The following is a 23,422-nucleotide window of genomic DNA, read 5'->3' as shown; positions in this document are numbered from 1 at the left end:
TCAGCGCATCGCCCCCACGAGCCGCACCGCCTCACGCGTCTGCTGCACGCGTCGCTCGTACGTCAGCCCGAGGCCGAGCACGACCGCGCCGCCGACGGCGAGCAGGACCCACCCGTCCACGCGGGCGAGCGCGGACGCCGCGACGGGGCTCAGGACGACGGCGAGCGCGGTGAGCGTCGCGGCCGCACCGAGCAGGAACGGTGCCTGCGCCCGGGCCAGCGCACCACCGACGGTCGCGCCGACCGCGAGCGTGAGCACCAGCACGACGCGCCAGGACGCCGGTGCGGCGACGAGCGCGAGCAGCGGGGCGCCGAGCAGCAGGACCAGCGGCGCACCGAGCACGGTCCACGACGACGACCGGTCGGGCTGCCACCGGCGGACCGCCAGGGCCGTGGTCACGACGCCGAGCAGGACGAGGGGCACGTCGGCGGGCTCGGGACCGCCGCGGCCGGCCGCGACGAGCGCCCCGGCGACGGCCACGGCCACGGCGACGAGCACGTGGTGCCGCTCGCGCGCGAGGTGCGCGAGCGCCGACCCGGCCGCGAGCACCGCGTAGGCGCGCACGGTGCCGGTGGTCCCGGGCCCTGCGGCGACGAGCGTGGGCAGGGCCGCGAGGGCCGCGAGCACGGCGAGCGCGGGCCACGGGACGGCGCGCCGGGACCCCCACCACGCGAGTGCGGCGCCGCCCGCGACGACGGCCGCGCCGAGGGAGGCGACCTCGACCCCGAGCGGGGCGGGTGTCCCGGGCGCCGTGGCGCGCGCGGCGGCCTGCGACCAGGGCCCGAGGACCGCGAGGGTGGCGGCGGCGACGGCCAGGGTGCGGCGCACGACGGGTCCGTCGACCCCTGCCCAGGTGGCGCGGGTGGCCGGGGTCGTGGTCGTGCCGGTGCGGTCCGCGGTCCGGGCCAGCACGAGCAGCAGGGCCCCGCCGGCCAGCCAGAGACCGTCGCGACCGGGGGTGTCGCGCACGCCGAGGGTCGCCGTCGTGGCGAGGAGCCCGACCAGCAGCCACCCGGTGGGTGCGGTGCCCCGGCGGACGGCCAGCGTCACGGCGCCGAGCGTCAGGACCGCCAGCACGGCCGCCGGGGCGTCGCGCAGCCCGGGTGCCGCTGCGGCCGTCGCCAGCGCCGCGAGCACGGCGACGGCGACGCCGAGGTCGGCCAGGCGCGGGCGGCGGTCGGAGCCGGGGACCGTGCCTGGCGCCGGGCGAGGACCGGTGCGCCGTCCCGCGGCTGCCCCGACGAGCGTGGCGGCCGCGGCGAGGACGGCGAGGGCCCCCAGGCGGACGGCGTCCGGCACGGGTGCGGCGGGCAGGGCGGTGGTGGTCGGGGCGGCGGCGGCGAGGCACGTCGGCAGCACGGCGGACGCGACGACGACCCACGGCGCGGCGGCCGCCGTCCGGGCTCCGGCCGGCGGTGGGAGGCGGACCAGGACCGTCGCGCAGACGGCCAGGCCGACGGCCGCGGCGAGCGCCCACGGCTCGACGAGCGGGCTCCCGTCGGCCAGGACGGGGACGGACGGCGGCAGGGCGCCGCCCGCGGCCGGGACGAGCGCGCGGCGCAGCGGGGCGAGCGTGAGCAGGACGGCGGCGAGCGCGGCGAGCCCCGACGCCAGCGGGGCGGGTGCACGGCGTGCGAGCAGGTGCGCGCCGGCCGCGAGGACGGCGGCGACGACCGTCGCGACGGCGACCCGGTCGACGAGGACGGCGCCCACGGGCAGCGGGGCGACGAGCACGGCGGTCGGCACGGTCGCCAGGGCCAGCCCGCCGACGACCTGCCCCGCCGCGGCGCGCGACCCCCGGCGCGCGGCCCGGGCCGTCGCGGCGGCGAGCACCAGGCCCGGCGGGACGACGTAGGGCTCGACGAGCTGATTGCCCTGGACGCCGAGGGTGACCCACCAGGCGCTGCTGCCGAGGGCGAGCGCGAGCCAGCCGGCGGCGCGCCGGTCGGGCTGCAGCGCCCAGGCGCCGGCGGTGACGGACGCCAGGACGAGGACCACCACGACCGTGGTGGCCGACACCCCGGCGGCGACGCCGGCGGTGACGGCGAGCACCGACCACCCGGCGGCCTCGGCCAGCGGCCGGCCGGCCGCACCGGCGCGGCGCAGCGTGAGGTGGGCGGTGAGGACGCCCGCCGCTCCCAGGGCAGCGGCGAGCACGACGGCGCCGGCGGCGGGCGGCACGTCGAGCAGCGCGTGGACGGTGGCGACGCCGAGCGCGGCGACGGGGGCGACGGTGGCGGCGCCGACGGGCCCGGCGGTGGTGCCCCAGGCGGGGCCGCGGCGCAGCAGCTGGAGCGCGACGGCGAGCACGACGGCGGCGGAGACGAGCACGGTGACGGCACCGGCGCCGGCGGTGCCCGAGCCGACGAGCTGGGCGGTGCCGGCCGCCCAGGCGACGGCGGGCACGATCCCCGCCGCCGCCACGGCCGCGACCTGCTCGGTCCGTGCGGCGCGTGCGGCGTGGGCGCGGACGGCCAGGCCGGCGCCCACGAGGGCCGCGGCACCAGCGGTCGTCACGGGCGCCACGAGGCCCGCCGCGTCGCCCGCGCGCACGAGCGCGGCGAGCAGCAGGACCGCCGCGCCCAGCGTGGAGGCCGCGTCGGCCGGGCCGCTGCCGGTGCCGGTGCGGTGCTCGGCGTCCGGGACCCGCGGCGGCACCCAGGTGCGGGTCAGGACGACGAGGAGCGCGGCGCCGGTGAGCGCGACCGCGCCCCACAGCGGGTCGGTGCCTGCGCCGACGACGGCGACGACCGCGGCCACGACGGCGCCCGCGCGTGCCGTCGCCGCACGGACCCGTCCGCCGCGCGCCGCCGTCAGCAGCGGCCCCGCGACGCCGAGCTCGCCGACGACGAGCGGCGCAGCGCCCCCGGGCAGCGGCAGCACCGCAGGCAGGCAGACGAGCAGCAGCACACCCGCGACGGCGCGCACGTGCGTCCCCGCGCGCGCCCGGCCCGTGCTGCGGGACCGGGCGGCGAGGGCCGCGGTCCCGAGGGTGGCGAGCACGACGACGACGGCGGCCCCCGTGGCCGGTGACCAGGGCAGGCCCCAGGCCGACGGCACCCACGACGTGGCGTCGGCGGGCGCCGGACCCTGCGCGAGCCGGCGCAGCGCGGCGACGACGAGGACGAGAGCCCCGCTCACGGCACCGGGGCCGGCGGCGGCGAGGGCACCGGCGGTGACGTGCCGGTGCAGCGGCCCCCGGTCGGCCGCGCGGGACGTGAACGCCAGGGCGGCGGCGGGCGCGAGGAGCGCCACGGCGCAGCCGAGGAGCAGAGCGCCTGCCGTGCCGACGCCGGCGCCCAGCGCCGCGCCCGCTCCGGCGGACCCTGCGCTCGCCGTCCCGGCGATCCCGGCGGCGACCGACCACGTCGCGGCCCAGGGCCCCGCGCCCGTCGGCGCCCCGGCGGCCGGCACGGCCACGGCCCGCCGGTCGCGCAGGTCGACCACCGCCTGGGCGGTCAGCACGGCCCCGACCAGGGCGAGCACCCCGGTCGCGGCCCACGGGGCCTCGCCCCCCAGCGCCTGGACGCCGGCGGTCGCGGCGGCCAGGGCGAGCCCGGCCGGGACGAGGACCGCAGCGGCGGCCTGCAGCGCGCGCCGCTCCGGGGTGCGCGAGGGCACGGGCAGCGCGGCGCGCAGCAGCCCGAGGGCCCCGGCGTCGGTCAGCAGCGCGGCGGCCGCCGCAGGCCCGTCGACGGCAGGCAGCCACGCCAGCGGCGCGGCGGGGACCAGCACGGCGGCCGCGAGCGCCCCCACCCGCACCCGGGAGGCCCGGGACCACGCCGCCAGCAGCACCGCGCTCGTGGCGAGCGAGACCCCGGCCTGCGTGGTGGCGGGCCCGAGCACCAGGGTGCCGGTGGCACGCAGCGCCCACGCGTCGAGCAGGAGCAGCACCACGGCGACCGCGCCGACCGCCTCGGCGCCGTGCACCAGCCCGCGGCGGCGCAGCAGCGACGCGAGCGCGAACACCACGAGCGTGCCCCCGCCGACGACCGCGGCACGGGCGGGGAGCGTCATGACGTCCCACGCGAACACCAGGAAGGTCAGGCTGGCGGCGGCGAGCAGCCCGGCGCCGACCACCTGGAGCACGGTCTGCACGCGCCACGACGCCCGCGCCGGGGACGGCACCGGCCGCGGGACCGGGGCGACGGGCGCCGCCGGCCCGGCGACGGGCCGCGGCGGCGTCGGGGGGGCGGCGGGCTCCGAGGACGTCGGCGCGCCCGCGGCCGTCGCCGGCGCGGGCGGGAGGACGGGTGCCGGGGCCTGCACCGGCACGGGCACCTGCGCCGCGAGCACCTGCGCTGCGGTCGGCGGGGGCGGCGCGACCGCGGCGACCGGCCGGACGGGCGGGGCGACCGGCGGCGCCGCGGCACGCAGCTCGGCGATCGTCTCCGAGCGGCGGCGCAGCGCCTGCGCGGCGGCCTGGCTGTCGGCCCACAGCCGGCTCGCCCCGGGGCCCGTCACGTCCAGCCCGCACGTGGTGCACCGCGTCGACCCGAGCGGTGCCGTGCACGCCGGGCAGCACGTCGGGTCCAGCAGCGCCGCGAGCGCACGTGCGTAGAGGGTGTCGGGTCGCACGGGCTCGGCCATGGTCGGCATCGTGCCAGCACGACGGCACGCCCGGGGCCGGTGTCCGAGGGGTTGTGGACCGTCGGTGCCGGTCCGGCGCGCGGACGCCGGCACGCGGGTCGGCCGACGATGGGCCTAGGGTGGGCGGCAGGTCGTCAGCACCCGCGAGACGGAGGTCACCATGGCTGGTCAGGAGCACGTCAGGCGCCACGAGGACGACGAGCCGGTCGACGGCCCCGACGTCCCGGCCCCGGCGGCGGCGGGCGCGCAGTCCCGCGACGACGAGGTCGACGCCCTGCTCGAGGAGATCGACGACGTCCTGGAGTCCAACGCCGAGCAGTTCGTGCGCGGGTTCGTGCAGAAGGGCGGTCAGTGACCGCCCCGACCGGCCGGCTGGACCCCACGGGCCAGGGCCGGCTGCCGCACGCCTTCACGACGCCCGGCTCGGCGTCGTTCGTCGACTTCCTCGCCGGGTACGCCCCGGAGCTGCTCCCCGGGGCGCGCGACGTGACCGGCCACGGCCCGGGCGCTGCGGTCCAGGCCCCGCACGGCACGACCATCGTCGCGGCGACGTTCGACGGCGGCGCCGTCCTCGCCGGCGACCGCCGCGCCACCATGGGCTCGATGATCGCCAGCCGGCACATCGAGAAGGTCTTCCCCGCCGACGACTACTCCGCCGTCGGGATCGCGGGCACCGCCGGTCTCGCCATCGAGCTGGTCCGGCTGTTCCAGCTCGAGCTCGAGCACTACGAGAAGATCGAGGGCAGCCTGCTCTCCCTCGACGGCAAGGCCAACCGCCTCGCGACGATGATCCGCGGCAACCTCGGCCTCGCGCTCCAGGGTCTGGCCGTCGTCCCCCTGTTCGCCGGGTACGACCTGGACCGCTCGCTCGGGCGGATCTTCTCCTACGACGTCACCGGCGGCCGCTACGAGGAGCACGAGCACCACGCGGTGGGCTCGGGCTCGGTCTTCGCCCGCGGCTCGCTGAAGAAGCGCTGGCAGCCCGGCATGGACGCGGCCGCCGCCGTCAGGGTCGCCGTCGAGGCGCTCGTCGACGCCGCCGACGACGACTCCGCCACCGGCGGGCCCGACCGCGTCCGGCGGATCTGGCCCGTCGTCGCGACGGTCACGCAGGCGGGCTACCTGCGCGTGCCGGACGACGCGCTCGCGGACGTCGCCGCCCGGATCGAGGACGAGCGCCGCCGGGACGGGGGCGCGCGATGAGCATGCCGTTCTACGTCTCGCCCGAGCAGCTGATGAAGGACCGGGCGGACTACGCGCGCAAGGGCATCGCCCGCGGCCGGTCCGTCGTGGTGCTCCAGTACGACGAGGGCGTGGTCTTCGCGACCGAGAACCCCTCGCGCGCGCTGCACAAGATCTCGGAGATCTACGACCGGATCGCGTTCGCGGCGGTCGGCAAGTACAACGAGTTCGAGAACCTGCGCGTCGCGGGCGTGCGCTACGCCGACCTGCGCGGCTACTCCTACGACCGCGTCGACGTCACGGCGCGCGGGCTGGCGAACGCCTACGCCCAGACGCTCGGCACGGTCTTCACCACCGAGTCCAAGCCGCTCGAGGTGGAGCTCGTCGTCGTCGAGGTCGGCAAGGACGCCTCGGGCGACCAGATCTACCGGCTGTCGTACGACGGCTCGGTGACCGACGAGCACGGCTGGGTCGTCATGGGCGGCCAGGCCGAGCGCCTCGCGACGCTGCTCGGCGAGGGGTGGCGCCCGGGCATGACGCTGGCGCAGGCCCTCGGCCTGGCCGTGCGCGTGCTGGGCTCGGCGCCGGACGAGAAGGACGCCCGCACGCTGGGCGCGGCGCAGCTCGAGGTCGCGGTCCTGGACCGCACGCGGCCGCGGCGCACGTTCCGGCGGCTGACCGGGGCGCTGCTCGACGACGTCCTCGGGGCGGCCGGCGAGGTCGACGCCGCACCGGCGGCGGACGGCCCCGCGCACTGAGCGCGTCGCCCGGCAGGACGGCACCGTCGACGGAAGGGGAGGGCGCATGGACCGGCGCATCTTCGGGCTCGAGACCGAGTACGGCGTGACCTGCGCGGCGCAGGACGGGCGGGGCCTGTCGGCCGACGAGGTCGCCCGGTACCTGTTCCGCAAGGTCGTGGCGTGGGGGCGCTCGTCGAACGTGTTCCTGCGCAACGGGTCGCGGCTGTACCTCGACGTCGGCTCCCACCCCGAGTACGCGACCGCCGAGTGCGACGACTGGCGCCAGCTCGTCACGCACGACCGCGCGGGGGAGCGGATCCTCGAGGGCCTCGTCGCCGACGCCCAGCAGCGCCTCGAGCACGAGGGGCTGCCGGGGCGCATCCACCTGTTCAAGAACAACACCGACTCGGCCGGCAACTCCTACGGCTGCCACGAGAACTACCTCGTGCGACGCCAGGGGGACTTCGCCCGACTGTCGGACGTGCTCGTGCCGTTCCTCATCACCCGGCAGGTGCTCACCGGCGCGGGCAAGGTCCTCGCCACGCCCCGGGGCGCCGTGTACTGCCTCTCGCAGCGCGCCGACCACATCTGGGAGGCCGTGTCGTCGGCGACGACGCGCTCGCGGCCGATCATCAACACGCGCGACGAGCCGCACGCCGACGCCGAGCACTACCGGCGCCTGCACGTGATCGTCGGCGACTCGTCGATGTCGGAGACGACGACGATGCTCAAGGTCGCCTCGACCGACCTGCTGCTGCGGCTCATCGAGGCCGGGGTGCCCATGCGGGACATGGCGCTGGAGAACCCCATCCGCGCGATCCGGGAGATCAGCCACGACATGACGGGCAGCCAGCCCGTGACCCTCGCGTCGGGGCGCACCGTCACGGCGGTGGACCTGCAGGAGGAGTACCTGACGCGCGTCACGGACTTCGTCGGGTCCGAGCTGGGCCCGTCGCCGGAGACGAAGCAGGTCCTCGACCTGTGGGAGCGCGGGCTGCGCGCGCTGCGCACCGGCGACCTGGGCCTGGTCGACCGTGAGCTCGACTGGGTCATCAAGCACCGCATGATCGAGCGCTACCGCGCCAAGCACGGCCTCGACCTGGGCGACGTGCGCGTGCAGCGGCTCGACCTGGCGTACCACGACATCTCCCGCACCGAGGGCCTGTACAACCTCATGGCCGCCCGCGGGCTGGTCGAGCGCGTCACCACCGACCTGGAGGTCTTCGAGGCCACGGCCGTGCCGCCGCAGACGACCCGTGCCAAGCTGCGCGGCGACTTCGTGCGTGCCGCCCAGGAGGCCCGGCGCGACTACACGGTCGACTGGGTGCACCTCAAGCTCAACGACCAGGCCCAGCGCACCGTGCTGTGCAAGGACCCGTTCCGGGCCGTCGACGAGCGCGTGGACCGACTGATCGAGTCCATGTGACGTGACGTCCGGGCCTCCCGCGGGCACGTACAGTGAGGCCGCGCCGCACCCGCCCGGGGGCGGCGCGGGGTCGTCGACAGGAGGGCTGGGCGTGGCGCGAGTGACCGGTGCCCGCCGGTGGGGTGTGCTCGGTGTGCTGGTGGCCCTCGTGGTCGCGGGCTGCGGAGACGTCGCCGCGCCCGACCCCGACGTGACGGTGACGGGGGACCCGGGCGTCGCACCCACGGTCACGTACCTGACGCCGCTGGCCGTCACGGACACCTACCGCGAGACGATCTGGCCGGGCACGGGCGACGCGCTCGTGGAGGGCGCCCCCGTCCTCATCGACTTCCTGCTCGAGAACGCCACCGACGCGACGCTCGTCAAGGAGAGCTACTCCACGAGCCCCACGCCGCGGCTGCTGACCGAGGAGGACCTCGGCACCGACCTGTACGAGACCCTGCGCGGGCAGGACGTCGGCGCACGCCTGCTCCAGGTGGCGCCCGGCGGCTCGGGCGCCGACTACCCGACCGTCACGGTGCTCGACGTGCTGCCCACCCGCGCCGTCGGCGAGGCCGTGCCGCCCACCGAGGGGATGCCGACCGTCACCCTCGCGGGCAACGGCGAGCCGACCCTCGCCCCCGCGGGCACCGAGCCGCCGGCCGACCTGCTCGTGCGCCCCCTCGTGCGGGGCACCGGCGCCCAGGTCCGCGCGAGCGACGTCGTCACGGTGCAGTACTCGGGCTTCGCGTGGGACACCGGCGAGCAGTTCGACTCGTCCTGGACCCGCGGGCTGCCCGTGTCGTTCCTGCTGTCGGACGTGCAGGCGTGGGCCGAGGGGCTCGTCGACCAGCCGACCGGCTCCCAGGTGATGCTCGTCGTGCCGCCGTCGTACCCCCTCGGCGTCACCGACGCCGAGGAGCTGTCGGGGCAGACCGTGGTGTTCGTCATCGACATCCTCGCGACCGGCGCACCCGCAGGAGGCGGATCATGACCCTGGCGCTGCGCGTCATCCCGTGCCTGGACGTCGACGCCGGACGCGTCGTCAAGGGCGTGAACTTCCAGCACCTGCGCGACGCCGGCGACCCCGTCGAGCTCGCCCGCCGGTACGACGGCGAGGGCGCCGACGAGGTCACCTTCCTCGACGTCTCGGCGTCCTCGGGCGACCGGGAGACCACCTACGACGTCGTGCGACGCACCGCCGAGGAGGTGTTCGTCCCGCTCACCGTCGGCGGCGGCGTCCGCTCGCCCGACGACGTCGACCGGCTGCTGCGGGCCGGGGCCGACAAGGTCGGCGTCAACACCGCCGCGATCGCACGCCCCGAGCTGATCAGCGAGATCGCCGAGCGGTTCGGCAGCCAGGTCCTCGTGCTGTCGGTGGACGCCCGCCGCACCGGCGAGGGCACCCGGACGGACTCGGGGTACGAGGTCACGACGCACGGCGGCCGTCGGGGCACCGGCATCGACGCCGTCGCCTGGGCCGCACGGGCGGCCGAGCTCGGCGCGGGGGAGATCCTGCTGAACTCGATGGACGCCGACGGCACGACCTCAGGGTTCGACCTGCCGATGCTGCGCGACGTGCGCTCGCAGGTGCGGGTGCCGCTCATCGCGTCCGGCGGGGCCGGGACCGTCGAGCACTTCGTCGAGGCGGCCCGGGCCGGCGCGGACGCCGTGCTCGCCGCCAGCGTCTTCCACTTCGGCACGCTGACCGTCGGCGCCGTCAAGGACGCGCTGCGGGAGGCGGGCGTCGTCGTCCGCTGACCCCGCGCGTGCGGGCGCTCGCGGCGCGTCGGGCGTCCCGGGCGCGCAGCCGTCAGAGGCGGCAGCGGTCAGGGGCCGCTGAGCGCCTCGCGCACGCGTGCCACGTCCGCCTCGTCGCCCTCGACCTGCACGTGGGCCGCCTGCAGCCGGCCCGACACGGCCAGGACGAGCTCGCCGACCTCCCCGCGCAGCACGACCGCACCGTGGCCGGCGCGCGGCGAGCGGACCCGCCGGCGCACCCCGTCGGGGCGCACGAGCACCACGCCGACGCCCAGGCGGGCCAGACGCAGCGGCGCCACGGCCACGAGCTGCGACCACAGGCGGTCGCGCAGCTCGTCGGGCACCGGGCGCGCACCCACGGGGCCCGCGCCGCGCCGCACGTCCTCGCCGTGCACGAAGTACTCCGTCACGTTGATCAGCTCGCCCGCCCAGGACACCGGCGACCACCGCGGGGGCGGCGTGGCGAACCGCTCGACGAGCGCCGCGTAGCCGTCGGCGTCCTGCGCGTCGGCCGCGAGGGTGTCGATCGCCTCGTCGAGCCGACCCGTCAGCACGGGGACGACGACGCCCGCGCCGAGCGACGGGGCCTGCTCGCGCACCACGAGGTGCGCGGCGAGGTGCCGGCTGCGCCACCCCGCGCACAGGGTCGGTGCGTCGGGTCCGGCGGCGGTCAGGGCCTCGGCGAGGCGTGCCCGCTCGGTCGCGTGCCAGGTCATGGGGCCCGATGCTGCCACGTCGCGGCCCCCGGCGTCGCCGGTCCGGCTCCCGGCCGCCGACGGACCGCGTGAGAGGATGACGGCACCGCCCGCCCCACCCACGACCTCCGACCGAGGAGTGCTGCCTGTGCCTGCCCGCGCACCGTCACCGACCACCTCTGCGGCGCTGCGCGGCTCCGTGGCCCGCCGCTCCGTCGCCCTCGTGTGGCGCGGCCTGCGCGCGCACCCGGGCACGTACGCGGGCGCCATCGGGGCGTCGGCGGCGTTCGGTGCGCTGACCGTGGCCGTCAGCCAGGTGCTGGGCCGGGTCACCGACCAGGTCGTCGTCCCCGCCATCGCGGGGTCCGCGTCGGCGCGGGGGCAGATCTGGCTCGCGGGCGCGGCGATCGCGCTCGTCGCGGTCAGCCTCGCGGTGGCCGTGGCGCTGCGCCGGGTCCTCGCCGGCGTCGGGGTGGCCCGCCTGCAGGCGGACCACCGGCGCGCCGTCACCCGCCAGTACCTGCGGCTGCCGATGTCGTGGCACCGGCGCCACCCCACCGGCCAGCTCCTGTCGAACGCGGGCTCGGACGTCGAGGCCGCGACGGGCGTGTTCAACCCGCTGCCGTTCGCGCTCGGCGTCGTGGTGATGATCGGCGTCGCGGCCGTCGCCCTGCTGCGCACCGACGTGTGGCTGGCGCTCGCCGCGCTCGTGGTGCTGCCCCTCGCGGTGGTGGCGAACCTGGTGTTCCAGCGGCGGATGAGCCCGGCCATCACCCGGGCCCAGCAGCTGCGTGCGGAGGTCGCCGACATCGCGCACGAGTCGTTCGAGGCGGCGACCCTCGTGAAGTCCCTCGGCACGGAGGACCGCGAGGGCGCGCGCTTCACCGAGCGGGCCGCCGCGCTGCGGGACGCGAACGTGCGCGTCGGTGTGGTGCGCGCCGTCTTCGACCCCGTCATCGACCTGCTGCCCAACCTCGGCACCCTGCTCGTCCTGCTGGTCGGCACGCTGCGGGTGTCCGCGGGCGCGATCGGCACCGGTGACGTCGTGGCCGCCGCGTACCTGCTCACGGTGCTCGCGGTGCCCGTGCGCGCCTTCGGCTGGGTGCTCGGTGAGCTGCCGCGCGGGCTGGTCGGCCACGACCGGATCGCGCGGGTCCTCGACGCCGGCGGCGCCCCGCGCGACGGTGCGCTGGCCCTGCCGGCGAGCGCCCCCGGCGCCCGGGTGACGATGCGCGACGTCGTCGTGCGCGTCCCCACGGCCGAGGGCGAGGTCACCCTGCTCGAGGACGTCGCGCTCGACGTGCCCGCGGGGCGCACCGTCGCCGTCGTCGGGCCGACCGGGTCGGGCAAGTCGACGCTCGTCGGCCTCGTCGCCCGCCTCGCCGACCCGAGCGAGGGCGTTGTCGAGGTCGACGGGCGCGACGTGCGCGACGTCGACGCCGCGGACCTGGCGGCGCAGGTCGCGCTCGTCAGCCAGGCCACGTTCGTGTTCGAGGACACCGTGCGGGGCAACGTGACGCTCGCCGACGCCGGCGACCCCGGGGCGCCCACGGACGCCCAGGTGTGGGACGCGCTGCGCACCGCCCACGTCGAGGACGTCGTGCGAGCCCTGCCGGGCGGTCTCGACGCGCCCCTGGGCGAGCGGGGTGCGAACCTGTCCGGGGGGCAGCGTCAGCGCCTCGCGCTGGCGCGGGCCCTGGTGCGCCGGCCGCGCGTGCTCGTCCTCGACGACGCGACCTCGGCGGTGGACCCGCGCATCGAGCGGGCCATCCTCACCGGGCTGCGCCGTGACGACGACGGCCGCGACGGCGCCGGCGAGGGCGGCGACCCGACGGTGCTGCTCGTCGCGTACCGGATGTCGTCGGTGCTGCTCGCGGACGAGGTCCTGCACCTCGAGGGCGGGCGCGTGGTCGACCGCGGGACGCACGCCGAGCTGCTGGCCCGCGACCCGGGCTACCGCGACCTGGCGACGGCCTACGAGGAGGAGACCGCCCGCCGCGAGCGGGAGCGCGCGGACGCCGACGCGGTGGACGCCGACGCCGACCCGCCCCCGGGGCACGGGGAGCGCAGGACCGACGAGGCGGCGGGGGAGCGGCGATGAGCGGGACCGGACCGACGGCGGCCCAGCGGGGCGAGAGCGGACGGATGTCCGCGACCAGCGACCTGGGCGTCATGGCGACGCTGCGCCGCGGGGTGCAGGTCTCGCCCGAGCTGCTCGACGGCGCGGTCGTGACCCTGGGCCTGGCCGTGCTCGCCGCGACCGCCCGCGTGCTGGTGCCGATCGCCGTGCAGCAGACCGTCGACAGCGGCATCCTCGCCGGTGGCGGCGTCGACACCGCGCGCGTCGCGGCGTCCGTCGGCCTCGCGGCCGTCGGGCTGCTGGTCGGCGCGGCCTGCTCCGCGGCGGTGAACATCCGGCTGTTCCGGTCCAGCGAGTCCGGGCTGCTGACGCTGCGCACCCGCGCGTTCCGGCACGTGCACGACCTGTCCGTGCTCACGCAGAGCACCGAGCGGCGCGGGTCGCTGGTCTCGCGCGTCACGTCGGACGTCGACACGATCTCGATGTTCGTCCAGTGGGGCGGCATCATGCTGCTGGTCTCGGTGCTGCAGATCGGTGTCGCGACGGTCCTGATGGCCGTCTACTCGTGGCAGCTGACGCTGCTGGTGTGGGCGTGCTTCGTGCCGCTCGCACTGGTCCTGCCGCGGATGCAGCGCGGGGTGAACCGCCGGTACGGGGCCGTCCGCGAGCGGTACGGCGCCATGCTGGGCGCCGTGTCGGAGGCGGTCGTCGGCGCGGAGACGATCCGCGCGTACGGCGTGGCCGAGCGCACGCAGCGGCGCATCGACGCGGCCGTCGACGGCACGCGCCGGGCGATGGTGCGCGCGCAGAACCTCGTCTCGGTCGTCTTCTCCTCGGGCGTGCTGGTCGCGAACCTCGTGCTGGCCGTCGTCGTCGTGGCCGGCACGTGGCTGGGCGTCGCGGGGGACCTCAGCGTCGGGCGGGTGCTCGCGTTCCTCTTCCTCGTCCAGCTGTTCACCGGTCCGGTGCAGATGGCCACCGAGATCCTCAACGAGCTGCAGAACGCGGTCGCCGGCTGGCGCCGCGTGCTCGGCGTGCTCGAGACGCCCGTCGACGTGCACGACCCCGAGGACGGTGGCGTCCCGAGCCCGCGCGGCCCGGCGTCCGTCTCGTTCCACGGCGTCGGCTACGCCTACCCCGGCGGTCCGCCCGTGCTGCGCGACGTCGACCTCGACGTGCCCGCCGGTGCGTCGGTCGCCGTCGTCGGGGCCACCGGCTCGGGCAAGACGACGATCGCGAAGCTCGTCGCGCGGTTCATGGACCCCACGACGGGCGTGGTGCGCCTGGACGGCGTGGACCTCACGCGCGTGCGCGGCGCGGACCTGCGCCGCCGCGTGGTGCTCGTCCCGCAGGAGGGCTTCCTGCTGGACGGCACGGTCGCGCAGAACGTGGCCTACGGGCTGCGCGACGACCACGGCGGGGACGTCGACGCCGCGGTCCGCGACGTCGTGGCCGAGCTCGGGCTGGACGCCTGGGTCGCCGAGCTGCCCCTGGGGCTGGGCACGCCCGTCGGCCAGCGCGGGGAGCTGCTGTCGGCGGGGGAGCGGCAGCTCGTGGCACTGGCGCGCGCCCGGCTCGCGGACGGCGACCTGCTGCTCCTCGACGAGGCGACGTCGGCGGTCGACCCCGTCAACGAGGTCCGCATCGCGCGGGCGCTGCGCGAGCTCGCCCGCGGCCGGACGACGATCACGATCGCGCACCGGCTGTCGACGGCCGAGGCCGCGGACCTCGTGGTCGTGGTGCACGCGGGGCAGGTCGTCGAGGTCGGCACCCACCACGAGCTCGTCGGCGCCGGTGGGCACTACGCGGGCATGCACGCCGCCTGGGTCGCGCAGACGCGCTGACCTGTGCCGGTGCGACCCGCCCGCGGCGGGCAGGGGTGCGGACGGGGACCGGGCGGCGGCGCCGCGCGTGGCAGGATCGTCGCGTGCCCACCGCCGACCCCGCCCCGGCCGCCGTGCCGTCCGACCCTGCCCCGTCGCTCGACCCCGCCGTCGCCGCGCGCCTGCGCCGCGACGACGCGGGCCTGGTCGCCGCGGTCGTGCAGCAGCACGACACCCGTGAGGTCCTCATGGTCGGCTGGATGGACGACGAGGCCCTGCGCCGCACGCTGACCAGCGGGCGGGTGACGTTCTGGAGCCGCTCGCGCCAGGAGTACTGGCGCAAGGGCGACACCTCGGGGCACGCCCAGCACGTCAAGCACGTCGCGCTCGACTGCGACGGTGACGCGCTGCTCGTCCAGGTGGACCAGGTCGGCGCCGCCTGCCACACCGGGACCCGCACGTGCTTCGAGGCCGGCGGGACCCTGACCGCGGTCGTCGGGCATCGCCCCGGGGCGGCCGCCGACCCGACCCCGTCCGACCCGACCCCGTCCGACCGTGACCCCGCAGGAGCGACCCGGTGAGCGTCCCCTCCGTCCACGCCGCACCCTCCCCGACGGACCCGACGGCCCCGGCCGCACCCGTCGCCACGCCCGCGGGGCTCGCCTGGGGGGCGACGTGGCCCGCGCTGGAGGACTTCCGCACGCTGGCCGCCGACCGCCGCGTCGTGCCGGTCGTGCGCCGCCTGCTCGCCGACGACGTCACGCCCGTCGGCCTGTACCGCACGCTCGCCGACGGGCGCCCCGGCACGTTCGTGCTGGAGTCCGCCGAGTCCGACGGGTCGTGGGGCCGCTGGTCGTTCGTCGGCGTGCGCTCGCGCGCGAGCCTGAGCGTCCGCGACGGGCGGGCGGTGTGGTCGGGCGACGTGCCCGTCGGCGTGCCGACCTCCGGCGACGTCCTCGACGTGCTCGGCCGCACGCTCGACGTGCTCGCGACGCCGGCCGTGCCCGGCCTGCCGCCGCTGACGGGCGGGCTCGTCGGTGTGCTCGGCTGGGACGTCGTGCGGCACTGGGAGCCGACGCTGCCGGCCGTGGCGCCCGACGAGCTCGGGGTGCCCGAGGTCGCGCTGCTGCTGGCGACCGACCTCGCCGCGGTCGACCACGGCGACGGCTCGGTGTGGCTCGTGGCCAACGCCATCAACTTCGACGCGACCGACGAGCGGGTCGACGAGGCGCACGCCGACGCGGTCGCCCGCCTGGACGCGATGCAGGCGGCCCTGCGCACCCCGGCGCCCCCGGCGACGTCCGTGCTCGACCCGGCGCTGCCGGAGCCGGAGCTGGAGTTCCGCACCAGCCGCGAGGACTTCGAGGCCGCGGTGCGTCGCGGGCAGGAGGCGATCCGCGACGGCGAGGTCTTCCAGGTCGTGCTGTCCCAGCGCCTCGACCTGGACTGCCCCGCGCCCCCGCTGGACGTCTACCGGGTGCTGCGCACCATCAACCCGAGCCCGTACATGTACCTGCTCGCGCTCCAGGACGCGGACGGGCAGGACTTCGCGGTCGTCGGCTCCAGCCCGGAGACCCTCGTCAAGGTCACCGACGGGCACGTCACGACCTTCCCCATCGCGGGGTCGCGCCCGCGCGGCGCCACCCCGGAGGAGGACCGCGCCCTGCAGGACGAGGTGCTCGCCGACCCCAAGGAGCGGGCGGAGCACATCATGCTCGTCGACCTCTCGCGCAACGACCTGGCCAAGGTCTGCGAGCCGACGAGCGTCGAGGTCGTGGAGTTCATGGCCGTGCGCCGCTTCTCGCACATCATGCACATCTGCTCGACCGTCGTCGGCCGGCTGCGCGCCGGGGCGACCGCGCTGCAGACGCTCGTCGCGACGTTCCCCGCGGGCACCCTGTCGGGCGCGCCCAAGCCCCGGGCGATCGCGCTCATCGACGAGATCGAGCCGGCCCGCCGCGGCGTGTACGGCGGCACGGTCGGGTACTTCGACTTCGCGGGCGACATGGACATGGCCATCGCGATCCGCACGGCCCTGCTGCGGGGCGGGCGGGCGAGCGTCCAGGCGGGCGGCGGGATCGTCGCCGACTCCGTGCCCGCGCTGGAGTACGCGGAGTCGCGCAACAAGGCCGCCGCGGCGGTGCGCGCGGTGCAGGTCGCGGCGCGGCTGCGCCGGGACGCGTGACGACCGCCCCGGCGCCGCGCCGACCGGGCCGCGGCCGGTGGGTCGTCGCCGTGCTCGCCGCCGCGGGCGTCGTCGGGGCGCTCGCGCTGCCGACATGGGTGCTGGCCACGGCGGGCACACCGGTCGACGGGGACGTCGCGCTCGCGGTGCCGGGTGCCGTGGCGGCCCCGGGCACCGTCGCGGGCGCGCTGGTCCTGCTGGCCTGCGCGGGTGCGCTCGCCCTCGTGGGGCGGGTCGGCCGCTGGGTCGTCGTGGGTGTGGTGGTGCTGGCCGGGGTGCTGGTGGCGGCCTCGGCCGGCGCTGTGCTGGCGGACCCGTCGGGCCCGGCGGCGGCCGCCGTGGCCGAGGCGACGGGCGTGGTGCCCGCGGCGCCGCAGGCCCGGGTCACCGCGTGGCCCGTCGTCGCGGCGGCCGTCGGTGCGGGCCTCGTGCTGCTGGCCGGCGGGCTCGCCCGGGCGTCGGCCGCGTGGCTGCCGGCCTCGACCCGGCACGAGGCACCCGCCGCCGGCACGCCGCGCCCCGTGGGGCAGGCGCCCGACGAGCGCGACGACTGGGACGCGCTGAGCCGCGGCGACGACCCGAGCCGGGGCGACGGGGCGGCCTGAGCCACCGGCGGGGCCCGCGGCCGGCGGTGCCACGTCGCGCCTGGCCAGGCCCTGGGCGGCGGGCGCGACGGCACCGGGACTCGGATAGGGTGGCCGCCAGGACCGAGCACGAAGGACCATCTCTGATGAGCGACCACTCCCTCGCCCACCGCGCCCAGCACGTGACCCGCACCGAGACGGTCCACCTGCCCCCGAGCGCCCCGCCGACCAACCACGGCCGCACGCTCGCGGCGTGGGTGACCACCTGGACGGTCGTGGCGGGCTCCGTCGTGGCCGCCCTCGGCGTCGCCTTCGCGATGGTCTGGCTGTTCTGGGTCGGCATGGCCGTCACCGTCGGGGGCATGGTCCTCGGCAAGGTGCTGCAGGTCCTCGGCCACGGCCAGGGTGGCGCGGCCACCCTCGCCCGTCAGGCCCGCCGCGGCGGGCACTGACGCCACCGAGGGCCTGGGCCCCCACCGACGGGCTCGCGCAGCGAGCGCCGACCGCACCCGAGAGGACCGCATGTCGACCCCGCAGGAGCCGCGCGACCCGTACCAGCAGCCGGACGGCCCGACCTCCGGGACGCCCGCGACCGGCGTCCCGCCGACCGGGACGCCGTACCCCGCCGGGACCGGTCCGGAGCCGACGCCGGTGACCGGCCCGCAGCAGCCGTACCCCGCCGCCCCCGCGGTCCCGGGCTCCCCGGTCGCCGGGTACGGGGTCGCGCCGACGAAGAACGGCCTCGGCGTCTGGTCGCTGGTGCTCGGCATCGCCTCGGTCGTGCTGTGCTGCCTGGCGCTGGGCCTGCCCCTCGGCGCCGTCGCGATCGTGCTCGGCGTCAAGGCGCGTCGGGCGACCGCCCAGGGCCTGGCCACCAACGGCGGCATGGGTCTGGCGGGTCTGATCCTCGGCGTCGTCGGCGTGCTCGCGAGCCTGTACATGGTCGTCGGTTTCGCCATGGTGGTCTCGGAGCAGGGGGGCATCGAGGGCTACATCGACTACGTGACCTCGCTCGCCGAGCAGGGCCAGGTGCCCCAGCCCTGACCATGGACGCGACGAGCGCTCCCGCGACCCCGCCCGTCGCCCGCGACGGCGGCGGCCCGTGGGCGCGCACCCGGCTGCCGCTCGTGCTCGGCGGTGCCGCGGCGGCCGCCGTCGTCCTGGTGGCGGTGCGCTCGCCGTACGAGCCGCTGAGCTACGGCATCTGCCCGTCGGTGCTGCTGCTGGGCGTGTGGTGCCCCGGCTGCGGCGGCCTGCGGGCGACGCACGACCTGGCCCACCTCGACCTCGTCGGGGCCTGGCAGGCCAACCCGCTGTGGGTGCTGGTCGTCCCCCTGCTGCTGGCCGCGTGGGTGCGCTGGCTCGTGCTCGCGGCCCGGGGCCGCCCGGTGCCCGCCGCGCCCGGCTGGCTGCCGTGGGCGCTCCTCGCGGTGGTCGTGGGGTTCGCCGTCCTGCGCAACGTCCCCGCCCTCGTCCCGTACCTCGCACCCGTCTGACCCGACCGACCGCGCCGGCGGCCACCCGCCGGCCCTCGGCCCCCGCGACCCGCGGCGTCCCGACCGGGCGTCGACCCGACCCACCCGTCCGAGGAGGACACCGTGACCCAGCCGACCGAGCCCGTGCCCAGCAACGAGGGCACCCCCGCGCCCTACGGCCAGGAGGCGCCCTGGGTGGGTGCCTCGGACACGCCTGCGGCACCCGGGGCGCCCGCCGCTCCCGAGCCGACCGCCGCACCCGGCGCAGCGCCCGAGACCGGCGCCGCGGGGACGCCGGCCGTGCCGCCGCCCCCGGCGCCGACCGCCCCGTACGGCGCTCCTGCCGCCCCCGCGCCGGACGCGTCGCAGGCCCCCGCCTCGCCGTACGGCACCGCGCCCGCGTACGGGTCGGCCCCGGCCTACGGCGCGGCCCCCGCGTACGGCTCGGCCCCGCAGGGCGCCCCGGCGTACACGGGTGCTCCGCCGTACGCCGGCGGCGGGTACGTGCAGGCGTACCCCCGCAACGACCTGGCGGTCTGGTCGCTGGTCCTGGGCCTGGCCGGCTTCGTGCTGGGCTGCCTGCTCCTCACCGGCATCCCCGCGATCATCCTCGGCAACAAGGCCAAGCGCGCCGTCGAGGCCGGCGAGGCCAACAACGGCGGCATGGCCACGGCGGGCATCGTCCTCGGCTGGGTCTCCGTCGCCCTCACCGTCCTGGCCGTCGTCGGCTTCATCGCGCTCGTCGTGATCGGCGTGGCGGTCGAGGGGACCTCCTCGTACTGACGCGCCCGGCGTGACGCCCCCGTCCATGGTCCGGGCCGTGGACGGGGGCACCGCAGGTCGCGTCTACGATGACCCGGTGGCGCCCGGACAGGGGGAACCGGGGCGAACCGCCGCGCCGCACCGACCGGGCGAAGGGGATGAGCCGTCGATGACCGTTCTGGACGACATCGTCGCGGGGGTCCGTGAGGACCTCGCGCTCCGGGAGGAGGCGACCCCGTTGGCCACGCTCAAGGAGCGTGCGACCCGCCGGGAGTCCGCCGTGCACTGCGTGTCCCGGCTCAAGGCCGCGGACGCCGTGACCGTGATCGCCGAGGTCAAGCGGTCCAGCCCGAGCAAGGGCGCGCTCGCCGCGATCAGCGACCCCGCGGCGCTGGCCGCCGAGTACGAGAAGGGCGGCGCGGTCGCGATCTCGGTCCTCACCGAGCAGCGCCGGTTCAACGGCTCGCTCGACGACCTCGACGCCGTCCGCGCGCGGGTCGAGATCCCCGTGCTGCGCAAGGACTTCGTGGTCTCCCCGTACCAGGTGTGGGAGGCCCGGGCCCACGGCGCCGACCTCGTCCTGCTCATCGTGGCGGCGCTGGAGCAGACGGTCCTGGAGTCGCTCGTCGAGCGCGTGCACTCCCTGGGTATGACCGCCCTGGTCGAGGTGCACGACACCGAGGAGGTCGCCCGGGCCGTCGACGCCGGCGCCCAGGTGATCGGTGTCAACGCCCGTGACCTGAAGACGCTCGACGTCGACCGCGGCACGTTCGCCCGCGTGGCGCCGTCGATCCCGTCGGACGTGGTCAAGGTCGCCGAGTCCGGCGTCCGCGGGCCGCTCGACGTCATGGACTACGCCCGGGCCGGTGCCGACGTGGTCCTCGTGGGCGAGGCGCTCGTCACCGACGACGCGCCGCGCCGCTCGGTCGCCGACCTGGTCGCCGCCGGTGCGCACCCCTCGCTGCGGGCGGTGCGCCAGTGACCGCCGCACCGGTCGGGCGTGCGGCAGGCACGCTGCGGATGCGTGACGTGCTGCGCGGGGGCGGCACGCTGGGTGCGCACGAGGGCCCGTACTTCGGGGACTTCGGCGGCCGGTTCGTGCCCGAGGCGCTCGTGGCGGCGCTCGACGAGCTCGAGACGGCGTACCACAAGGCCCTCGCGGACCCGACGTTCGCCGACGAGCTCGAGCGCCTGCACCGCACGTACACCGGGCGGCCGAGCCCCCTGACGGAGGTGCCGCGGTTCGCGCGCCACGTCGGCGAGGGCGTGCGCGTGTTCCTCAAGCGCGAGGACCTCAACCACACCGGCTCGCACAAGATCAACAACGTCCTGGGCCAGGCCCTGCTGGTCAAGCGGATGGGCAAGCGCCGGGTCATCGCCGAGACCGGCGCCGGCCAGCACGGCGTGGCCACGGCCACGGCTGCTGCGCTGCTCGACCTCGAGTGCACGGTGTACATGGGCGAGGAGGACACCCGCCGCCAGGCGCTCAACGTCGCCCGCATGCGCCTGCTCGGCGCCGAGGTCGTGCCCGTCACCATCGGCTCGCGGACGCTCAAGGACGCGATCAACGAGGCGCTGCGCGACTGGGTCGCCAACGTCGAGAGCACGCACTACCTGCTGGGCACGGTCACCGGGCCGCACCCGTTCCCCGAGATGGTGCGTGACTTCCACAAGATCATCGGCGCCGAGGCGCGCGAGCAGCTGCTCGCCGAGACGGGGCTGCTGCCCGACGCGGTCGCGGCCTGCGTCGGGGGCGGCTCGAACGCCATGGGCATCTTCAACGCGTTCCTCGACGACCCGCAGGTGCGCCTGTTCGGGTTCGAGGCCGGCGGCGAGGGCGTGGCCTCGGGGCGGCACGCCGCACGGTTCTCCGGCGGCTCGCCGGGCGTGCTGCAGGGTGCGCGCAGCTTCCTGCTGCAGGACGAGGACGGGCAGACGCTGCCCAGCCACTCGGTCTCGGCGGGCCTGGACTACCCGAGCGTCGGCCCCGAGCACGCGTGGCTGCACGAGATCGGCCGCGCGGAGTACCTGCCCGTGACCGACGCGGAGGCCATGGAGGCGTTCCGCCTGCTGTGCCGCACCGAGGGCATCATCCCGGCCATCGAGTCCGCGCACGCGCTGGCCGGCGCGATCCGGCTCGGCCCGCAGGTCGGGTCGTGGGGCGTGCAGGACCGCGAGCCGGTCCTGCTGGTGAACCTGTCGGGGCGCGGCGACAAGGACGTGGCGACCGCCGCGGCCTGGTTCGGGCTCATCGAGGACGAGCCGGTCGTCAAGGCCGACGAGGGGGAGCAGCTGTGAGCGTGACGGACGTGCGCTCGGTGACCGGGGACCGGCTGGACGCCCTGGCGTCCGGCGAGCAGCCCCGCGCCGCGCTCGTGGGGTACCTGCCGGTCGGGTTCCCGACGGTGCCCGGCTCGGTCGAGGCCGTCCGGACCATGGTCGAGGCCGGTGTCGACGTCGTCGAGCTCGGCATGCCGTACTCCGACCCCGTGATGGACGGACCGCTCATCCAGCGGGCGGTCGATGTCGCGCTCCAGGGCGGCACCCGCGTGCGCGACACGCTGGTGGCCGTCGAGCAGGTCGCGGACGCCGGCGCCCCGGTGCTGGTCATGACGTACTGGAATCTCGTGCTGCGGTACGGCGTCGAGGCCTTCGCGCGCGACCTGGCCGCCGCCGGCGGCGCGGGCCTCATCACCCCGGACCTCGTGCCCGACGAGGCGGGGGAGTGGACCGCCGCGTCGGACGCCCACGGCCTGGACCGGGTGTTCCTCGTGGCGCCGAGCTCCACGCCCGAGCGGCTGGTCACGACCACGGCCGCGAGCCGCGGGTTCGTCTACGCCGCCTCGACGATGGGCGTGACCGGCGAGCGTGCGACGGTCGGCTCCCGGGCCGAGCAGCTCGTGGCGGACACCCGTGCCGCCGGTGCCCGACGGGTGTGCGTCGGCCTCGGCGTCTCGACGCCCGAGCAGGCCGCGCAGGTCGCCGCGTACGCCGACGGCGTGATCGTCGGGTCCGCGCTGGTCCGCCCGCTGATGGAGGCGGCGACGCCGACGGCGGGCCTCGACGCGCTGGCCACGGCCGCGGCAGGCCTGGCCGCGGGTGTCCGCGGCGCCCGGCGGAGCGCCCGGTGAACGCCCTGCTGGCCGAGATCCCCAGCCCGTCGCAGTCCGTGTGGCACCTCGGGCCGTTCCCGGTGCGCGCGTACGCGATCGCGATCCTCCTGGGCATCGTCGTCGCCGTGGTCATCACGCAGCGGCGCTGGAAGGAGCGCGGCGGCGACCCCGAGGCGGTGCTGGACATCGTCTTCTGGGCGGTGCCGTTCGGCATCGTCGGCGGGCGGCTCTACCACGTGGTCTCCTCGCCGGACGCGTACTTCGGCCCGGGCGGCGACCCCTGGAAGGCCTTCGCGATCTGGGAGGGCGGGCTCGGCATCTGGGGTGCGGTCGCCCTCGGTGCGGTCGGCGCCTGGATCGGCTGCCGGCGGGCCGGCGTGCGGTTCGCGTCGTTCGCGGACTCCGTGGCCCCGGCGCTGCTCGTCGCGCAGGCGATCGGCCGGCTGGGCAACTGGTTCAACCAGGAGCTGTTCGGCGGTCCCACCACGCTCCCGTGGGGCCTGCGCATCGACGACGCGCACCTGCCGGCCGGCTACGACCCCGGCACGCTGTTCCACCCGACGTTCCTGTACGAGATGGTCTGGAACCTCGCGGCGGCAGCGCTCATCGTCTGGCTGGACCGCCGGTTCCGGCTCGGTCACGGCCGCGTGTTCTGGCTGTACGTCATGACGTACACGGTCGGTCGCCTGTGGATCGAGCTGCTGCGCATCGACCCCGCCGAGACGGTCCTCGGCCTGCGACTCAACGTCTGGACGTCCCTCATCGTGGGCCTCGGAGCGCTGGTAGCGTTCGTCGTGGTCGGACGTCGCAACCCCGGACGTGAGACGACCGTCCTGCTGACACCCCCCTCGACGCAGGACGACGAGGCGGAGGCCTCCGAGCCCAGCCGCTGATCCGGCCGGACCGGACGCACCGACCTGATCCGCGGCGGTGCGGAGTCCCGGACACCGGGCGGTATCGTCGCCTCTCCAAGGGCCGATGGCGTCCCGTACCCCCTGTTCGCGCAACTCCCCCCGCCCCCGGGGAC

The 23,422-nt window shown here is 77.1% G+C and carries 21 protein-coding genes; 19 read left to right on the top strand and 2 right to left on the bottom strand.

Translation table 11 applies throughout. From position 1 onward, the window contains the following. The gene (locus tag BKA21_RS02230; protein ID WP_140458827.1) at nt 1–4,590 is read right to left on the bottom strand and encodes an SCO7613 C-terminal domain-containing membrane protein; all 4,590 of its coding nucleotides are present in this window, start codon (nt 4,588–4,590) and stop codon (nt 1–3) included. 160 nt (nt 4,591–4,750) lie between these two features. Between BKA21_RS02230 and BKA21_RS02225 the strand changes: the two genes are divergently transcribed. The 6 genes from BKA21_RS02225 (at nt 4,751) to hisF (ending at nt 9,678) form a co-directional block, all read left to right on the top strand. Continuing rightward, nucleotides 4,751–4,945 carry a ubiquitin-like protein Pup gene (locus BKA21_RS02225; RefSeq protein WP_140458828.1) on the top strand — a complete coding sequence of 65 codons (195 nt, stop codon included), beginning with the start codon at nt 4,751–4,753 and terminating at the stop codon, nt 4,943–4,945. Continuing rightward, nucleotides 4,942–5,793 carry a proteasome subunit beta gene (prcB, locus tag BKA21_RS02220; RefSeq protein WP_140458829.1) on the top strand — a complete coding sequence of 284 codons (852 nt, stop codon included), beginning with the start codon at nt 4,942–4,944 and terminating at the stop codon, nt 5,791–5,793. The genes BKA21_RS02225 and prcB overlap by 4 nt, the downstream gene beginning before the upstream one ends. Further along, nucleotides 5,790–6,530: a proteasome subunit alpha gene (prcA, locus tag BKA21_RS02215; RefSeq protein ID WP_140458830.1), complete on the top strand. Its 741-nt coding sequence runs from the start codon at nt 5,790–5,792 to the stop codon at nt 6,528–6,530. The genes prcB and prcA overlap by 4 nt, the downstream gene beginning before the upstream one ends. 46 nt (nt 6,531–6,576) lie before the next feature. After that, a complete protein-coding gene (pafA, locus tag BKA21_RS02210; protein WP_140458831.1) occupies nt 6,577–7,938 on the top strand; it encodes a Pup--protein ligase in 1,362 nt (453 codons plus the stop codon). A gap of 91 nt (nt 7,939–8,029) precedes the next feature. After that, nucleotides 8,030–8,911 (top strand): FKBP-type peptidyl-prolyl cis-trans isomerase, encoded by an 882-nt coding sequence (locus tag BKA21_RS02205; RefSeq protein ID WP_239072796.1) that lies wholly within the window; start codon nt 8,030–8,032, stop codon nt 8,909–8,911. After that, nucleotides 8,908–9,678, top strand: coding sequence for an imidazole glycerol phosphate synthase subunit HisF (gene hisF, locus BKA21_RS02200; protein WP_140458832.1), 771 nt, complete (start codon nt 8,908–8,910; stop codon nt 9,676–9,678). Before BKA21_RS02205 ends, hisF begins: the two co-directional genes overlap by 4 nt. Nucleotides 9,679–9,746: 68 nt before the next feature. Here the strand turns inward: hisF and BKA21_RS02195 are convergent, their stop codons facing one another. After that, on the bottom strand, nt 9,747–10,394 hold the full coding sequence (locus BKA21_RS02195; protein ID WP_140458833.1) for a TIGR03085 family metal-binding protein: 648 nt from the start codon (nt 10,392–10,394) through the stop codon (nt 9,747–9,749). A gap of 76 nt (nt 10,395–10,470) precedes the next feature. Here BKA21_RS02195 and BKA21_RS02190 point away from each other — a divergent pair, with 76 nt between their 5' ends. The 13 genes from BKA21_RS02190 to lgt all read left to right on the top strand — a co-directional run bounded on the left by BKA21_RS02190 (nt 10,471) and on the right by lgt (nt 23,288). Continuing rightward, nucleotides 10,471–12,474 (top strand): ABC transporter ATP-binding protein, encoded by a 2,004-nt coding sequence (locus BKA21_RS02190; RefSeq protein WP_140458834.1) that lies wholly within the window; start codon nt 10,471–10,473, stop codon nt 12,472–12,474. Beyond that, entirely contained in the window at nt 12,471–14,297 is a 1,827-nt protein-coding gene (locus BKA21_RS02185; RefSeq protein WP_140458835.1) for an ABC transporter ATP-binding protein, read from the top strand. Before BKA21_RS02190 ends, BKA21_RS02185 begins: the two co-directional genes overlap by 4 nt. A gap of 113 nt (nt 14,298–14,410) precedes the next feature. Continuing rightward, entirely contained in the window at nt 14,411–14,857 is a 447-nt protein-coding gene (gene hisI / locus BKA21_RS02180; RefSeq protein WP_140459197.1) for a phosphoribosyl-AMP cyclohydrolase, read from the top strand. Then, nucleotides 14,854–16,461 carry an anthranilate synthase component I gene (locus BKA21_RS02175; RefSeq protein ID WP_140458836.1) on the top strand — a complete coding sequence of 536 codons (1,608 nt, stop codon included), beginning with the start codon at nt 14,854–14,856 and terminating at the stop codon, nt 16,459–16,461. Before hisI ends, BKA21_RS02175 begins: the two co-directional genes overlap by 4 nt. Further along, on the top strand, nt 16,458–17,066 hold the full coding sequence (locus BKA21_RS02170; RefSeq protein WP_140458837.1) for a Trp biosynthesis-associated membrane protein: 609 nt from the start codon (nt 16,458–16,460) through the stop codon (nt 17,064–17,066). Before BKA21_RS02175 ends, BKA21_RS02170 begins: the two co-directional genes overlap by 4 nt. A 125-nt stretch (nt 17,067–17,191) precedes the next feature. Further along, nucleotides 17,192–17,497, top strand: a complete 306-nt coding sequence (locus BKA21_RS02165) for an HGxxPAAW family protein (protein ID WP_140458838.1) — start codon at nt 17,192–17,194, stop codon at nt 17,495–17,497. Between the two features lie 70 nt (nt 17,498–17,567). Further along, nucleotides 17,568–18,089: a DUF4190 domain-containing protein gene (locus BKA21_RS02160; RefSeq protein ID WP_140458839.1), complete on the top strand. Its 522-nt coding sequence runs from the start codon at nt 17,568–17,570 to the stop codon at nt 18,087–18,089. Between the two features lie 2 nt (nt 18,090–18,091). Then, nucleotides 18,092–18,541, top strand: coding sequence for a DUF2752 domain-containing protein (locus BKA21_RS02155; RefSeq protein ID WP_140458840.1), 450 nt, complete (start codon nt 18,092–18,094; stop codon nt 18,539–18,541). Nucleotides 18,542–18,643: 102 nt separating this feature from the next. Continuing rightward, nucleotides 18,644–19,303 carry a DUF4190 domain-containing protein gene (locus tag BKA21_RS20080; RefSeq protein ID WP_170208990.1) on the top strand — a complete coding sequence of 220 codons (660 nt, stop codon included), beginning with the start codon at nt 18,644–18,646 and terminating at the stop codon, nt 19,301–19,303. 148 nt (nt 19,304–19,451) lie between these two features. Beyond that, nucleotides 19,452–20,264 (top strand): indole-3-glycerol phosphate synthase TrpC, encoded by an 813-nt coding sequence (trpC, locus tag BKA21_RS02145; protein ID WP_140458843.1) that lies wholly within the window; start codon nt 19,452–19,454, stop codon nt 20,262–20,264. 38 nt (nt 20,265–20,302) lie between these two features. After that, nucleotides 20,303–21,580 (top strand): tryptophan synthase subunit beta, encoded by a 1,278-nt coding sequence (gene trpB / locus BKA21_RS02140; RefSeq protein ID WP_140459198.1) that lies wholly within the window; start codon nt 20,303–20,305, stop codon nt 21,578–21,580. Then, nucleotides 21,577–22,413 carry a tryptophan synthase subunit alpha gene (gene trpA / locus BKA21_RS02135; RefSeq protein ID WP_140458844.1) on the top strand — a complete coding sequence of 279 codons (837 nt, stop codon included), beginning with the start codon at nt 21,577–21,579 and terminating at the stop codon, nt 22,411–22,413. The genes trpB and trpA overlap by 4 nt, the downstream gene beginning before the upstream one ends. After that, nucleotides 22,410–23,288, top strand: a complete 879-nt coding sequence (gene lgt, locus BKA21_RS02130) for a prolipoprotein diacylglyceryl transferase (protein ID WP_140458845.1) — start codon at nt 22,410–22,412, stop codon at nt 23,286–23,288. The genes trpA and lgt overlap by 4 nt, the downstream gene beginning before the upstream one ends. Nucleotides 23,289–23,422 lie beyond the last annotated feature (134 nt).

Source organism: Cellulomonas oligotrophica (assembly GCF_013409875.1).
GTDB classification, from domain to species: Bacteria; Actinomycetota; Actinomycetes; order Actinomycetales; family Cellulomonadaceae; genus Cellulomonas; species Cellulomonas oligotrophica.
This window is presented reverse-complemented; position numbering and strand designations above follow the sequence as displayed.

Excerpts from the sequence above, each read along its gene's own strand:
- BKA21_RS02225 (WP_140458828.1), top strand. The coding sequence starts at position 4,751 with ATGGCTGGTCAGGAGCACGTCAGGCGCCACGAGGACGACGAGCCGGTC.
- BKA21_RS02230 (WP_140458827.1), bottom strand. The coding sequence starts at position 4,590 with ATGGCCGAGCCCGTGCGACCCGACACCCTCTACGCACGTGCGCTCGCG.
- hisF (WP_140458832.1), top strand. The coding sequence starts at position 8,908 with ATGACCCTGGCGCTGCGCGTCATCCCGTGCCTGGACGTCGACGCCGGA.
- trpB (WP_140459198.1), top strand. The coding sequence starts at position 20,303 with ATGCGTGACGTGCTGCGCGGGGGCGGCACGCTGGGTGCGCACGAGGGC.
- pafA (WP_140458831.1), top strand. The coding sequence starts at position 6,577 with ATGGACCGGCGCATCTTCGGGCTCGAGACCGAGTACGGCGTGACCTGC.
- BKA21_RS02160 (WP_140458839.1), top strand. The coding sequence starts at position 17,568 with ATGTCGACCCCGCAGGAGCCGCGCGACCCGTACCAGCAGCCGGACGGC.
- BKA21_RS02195 (WP_140458833.1), bottom strand. The coding sequence starts at position 10,394 with ATGACCTGGCACGCGACCGAGCGGGCACGCCTCGCCGAGGCCCTGACC.
- trpC (WP_140458843.1), top strand. The coding sequence starts at position 19,452 with ATGACCGTTCTGGACGACATCGTCGCGGGGGTCCGTGAGGACCTCGCG.
- BKA21_RS02155 (WP_140458840.1), top strand. The coding sequence starts at position 18,092 with ATGGACGCGACGAGCGCTCCCGCGACCCCGCCCGTCGCCCGCGACGGC.
- prcA (WP_140458830.1), top strand. The coding sequence starts at position 5,790 with ATGAGCATGCCGTTCTACGTCTCGCCCGAGCAGCTGATGAAGGACCGG.
- BKA21_RS02185 (WP_140458835.1), top strand. The coding sequence starts at position 12,471 with ATGAGCGGGACCGGACCGACGGCGGCCCAGCGGGGCGAGAGCGGACGG.
- BKA21_RS02190 (WP_140458834.1), top strand. The coding sequence starts at position 10,471 with ATGACGGCACCGCCCGCCCCACCCACGACCTCCGACCGAGGAGTGCTG.
- BKA21_RS02165 (WP_140458838.1), top strand. The coding sequence starts at position 17,192 with ATGAGCGACCACTCCCTCGCCCACCGCGCCCAGCACGTGACCCGCACC.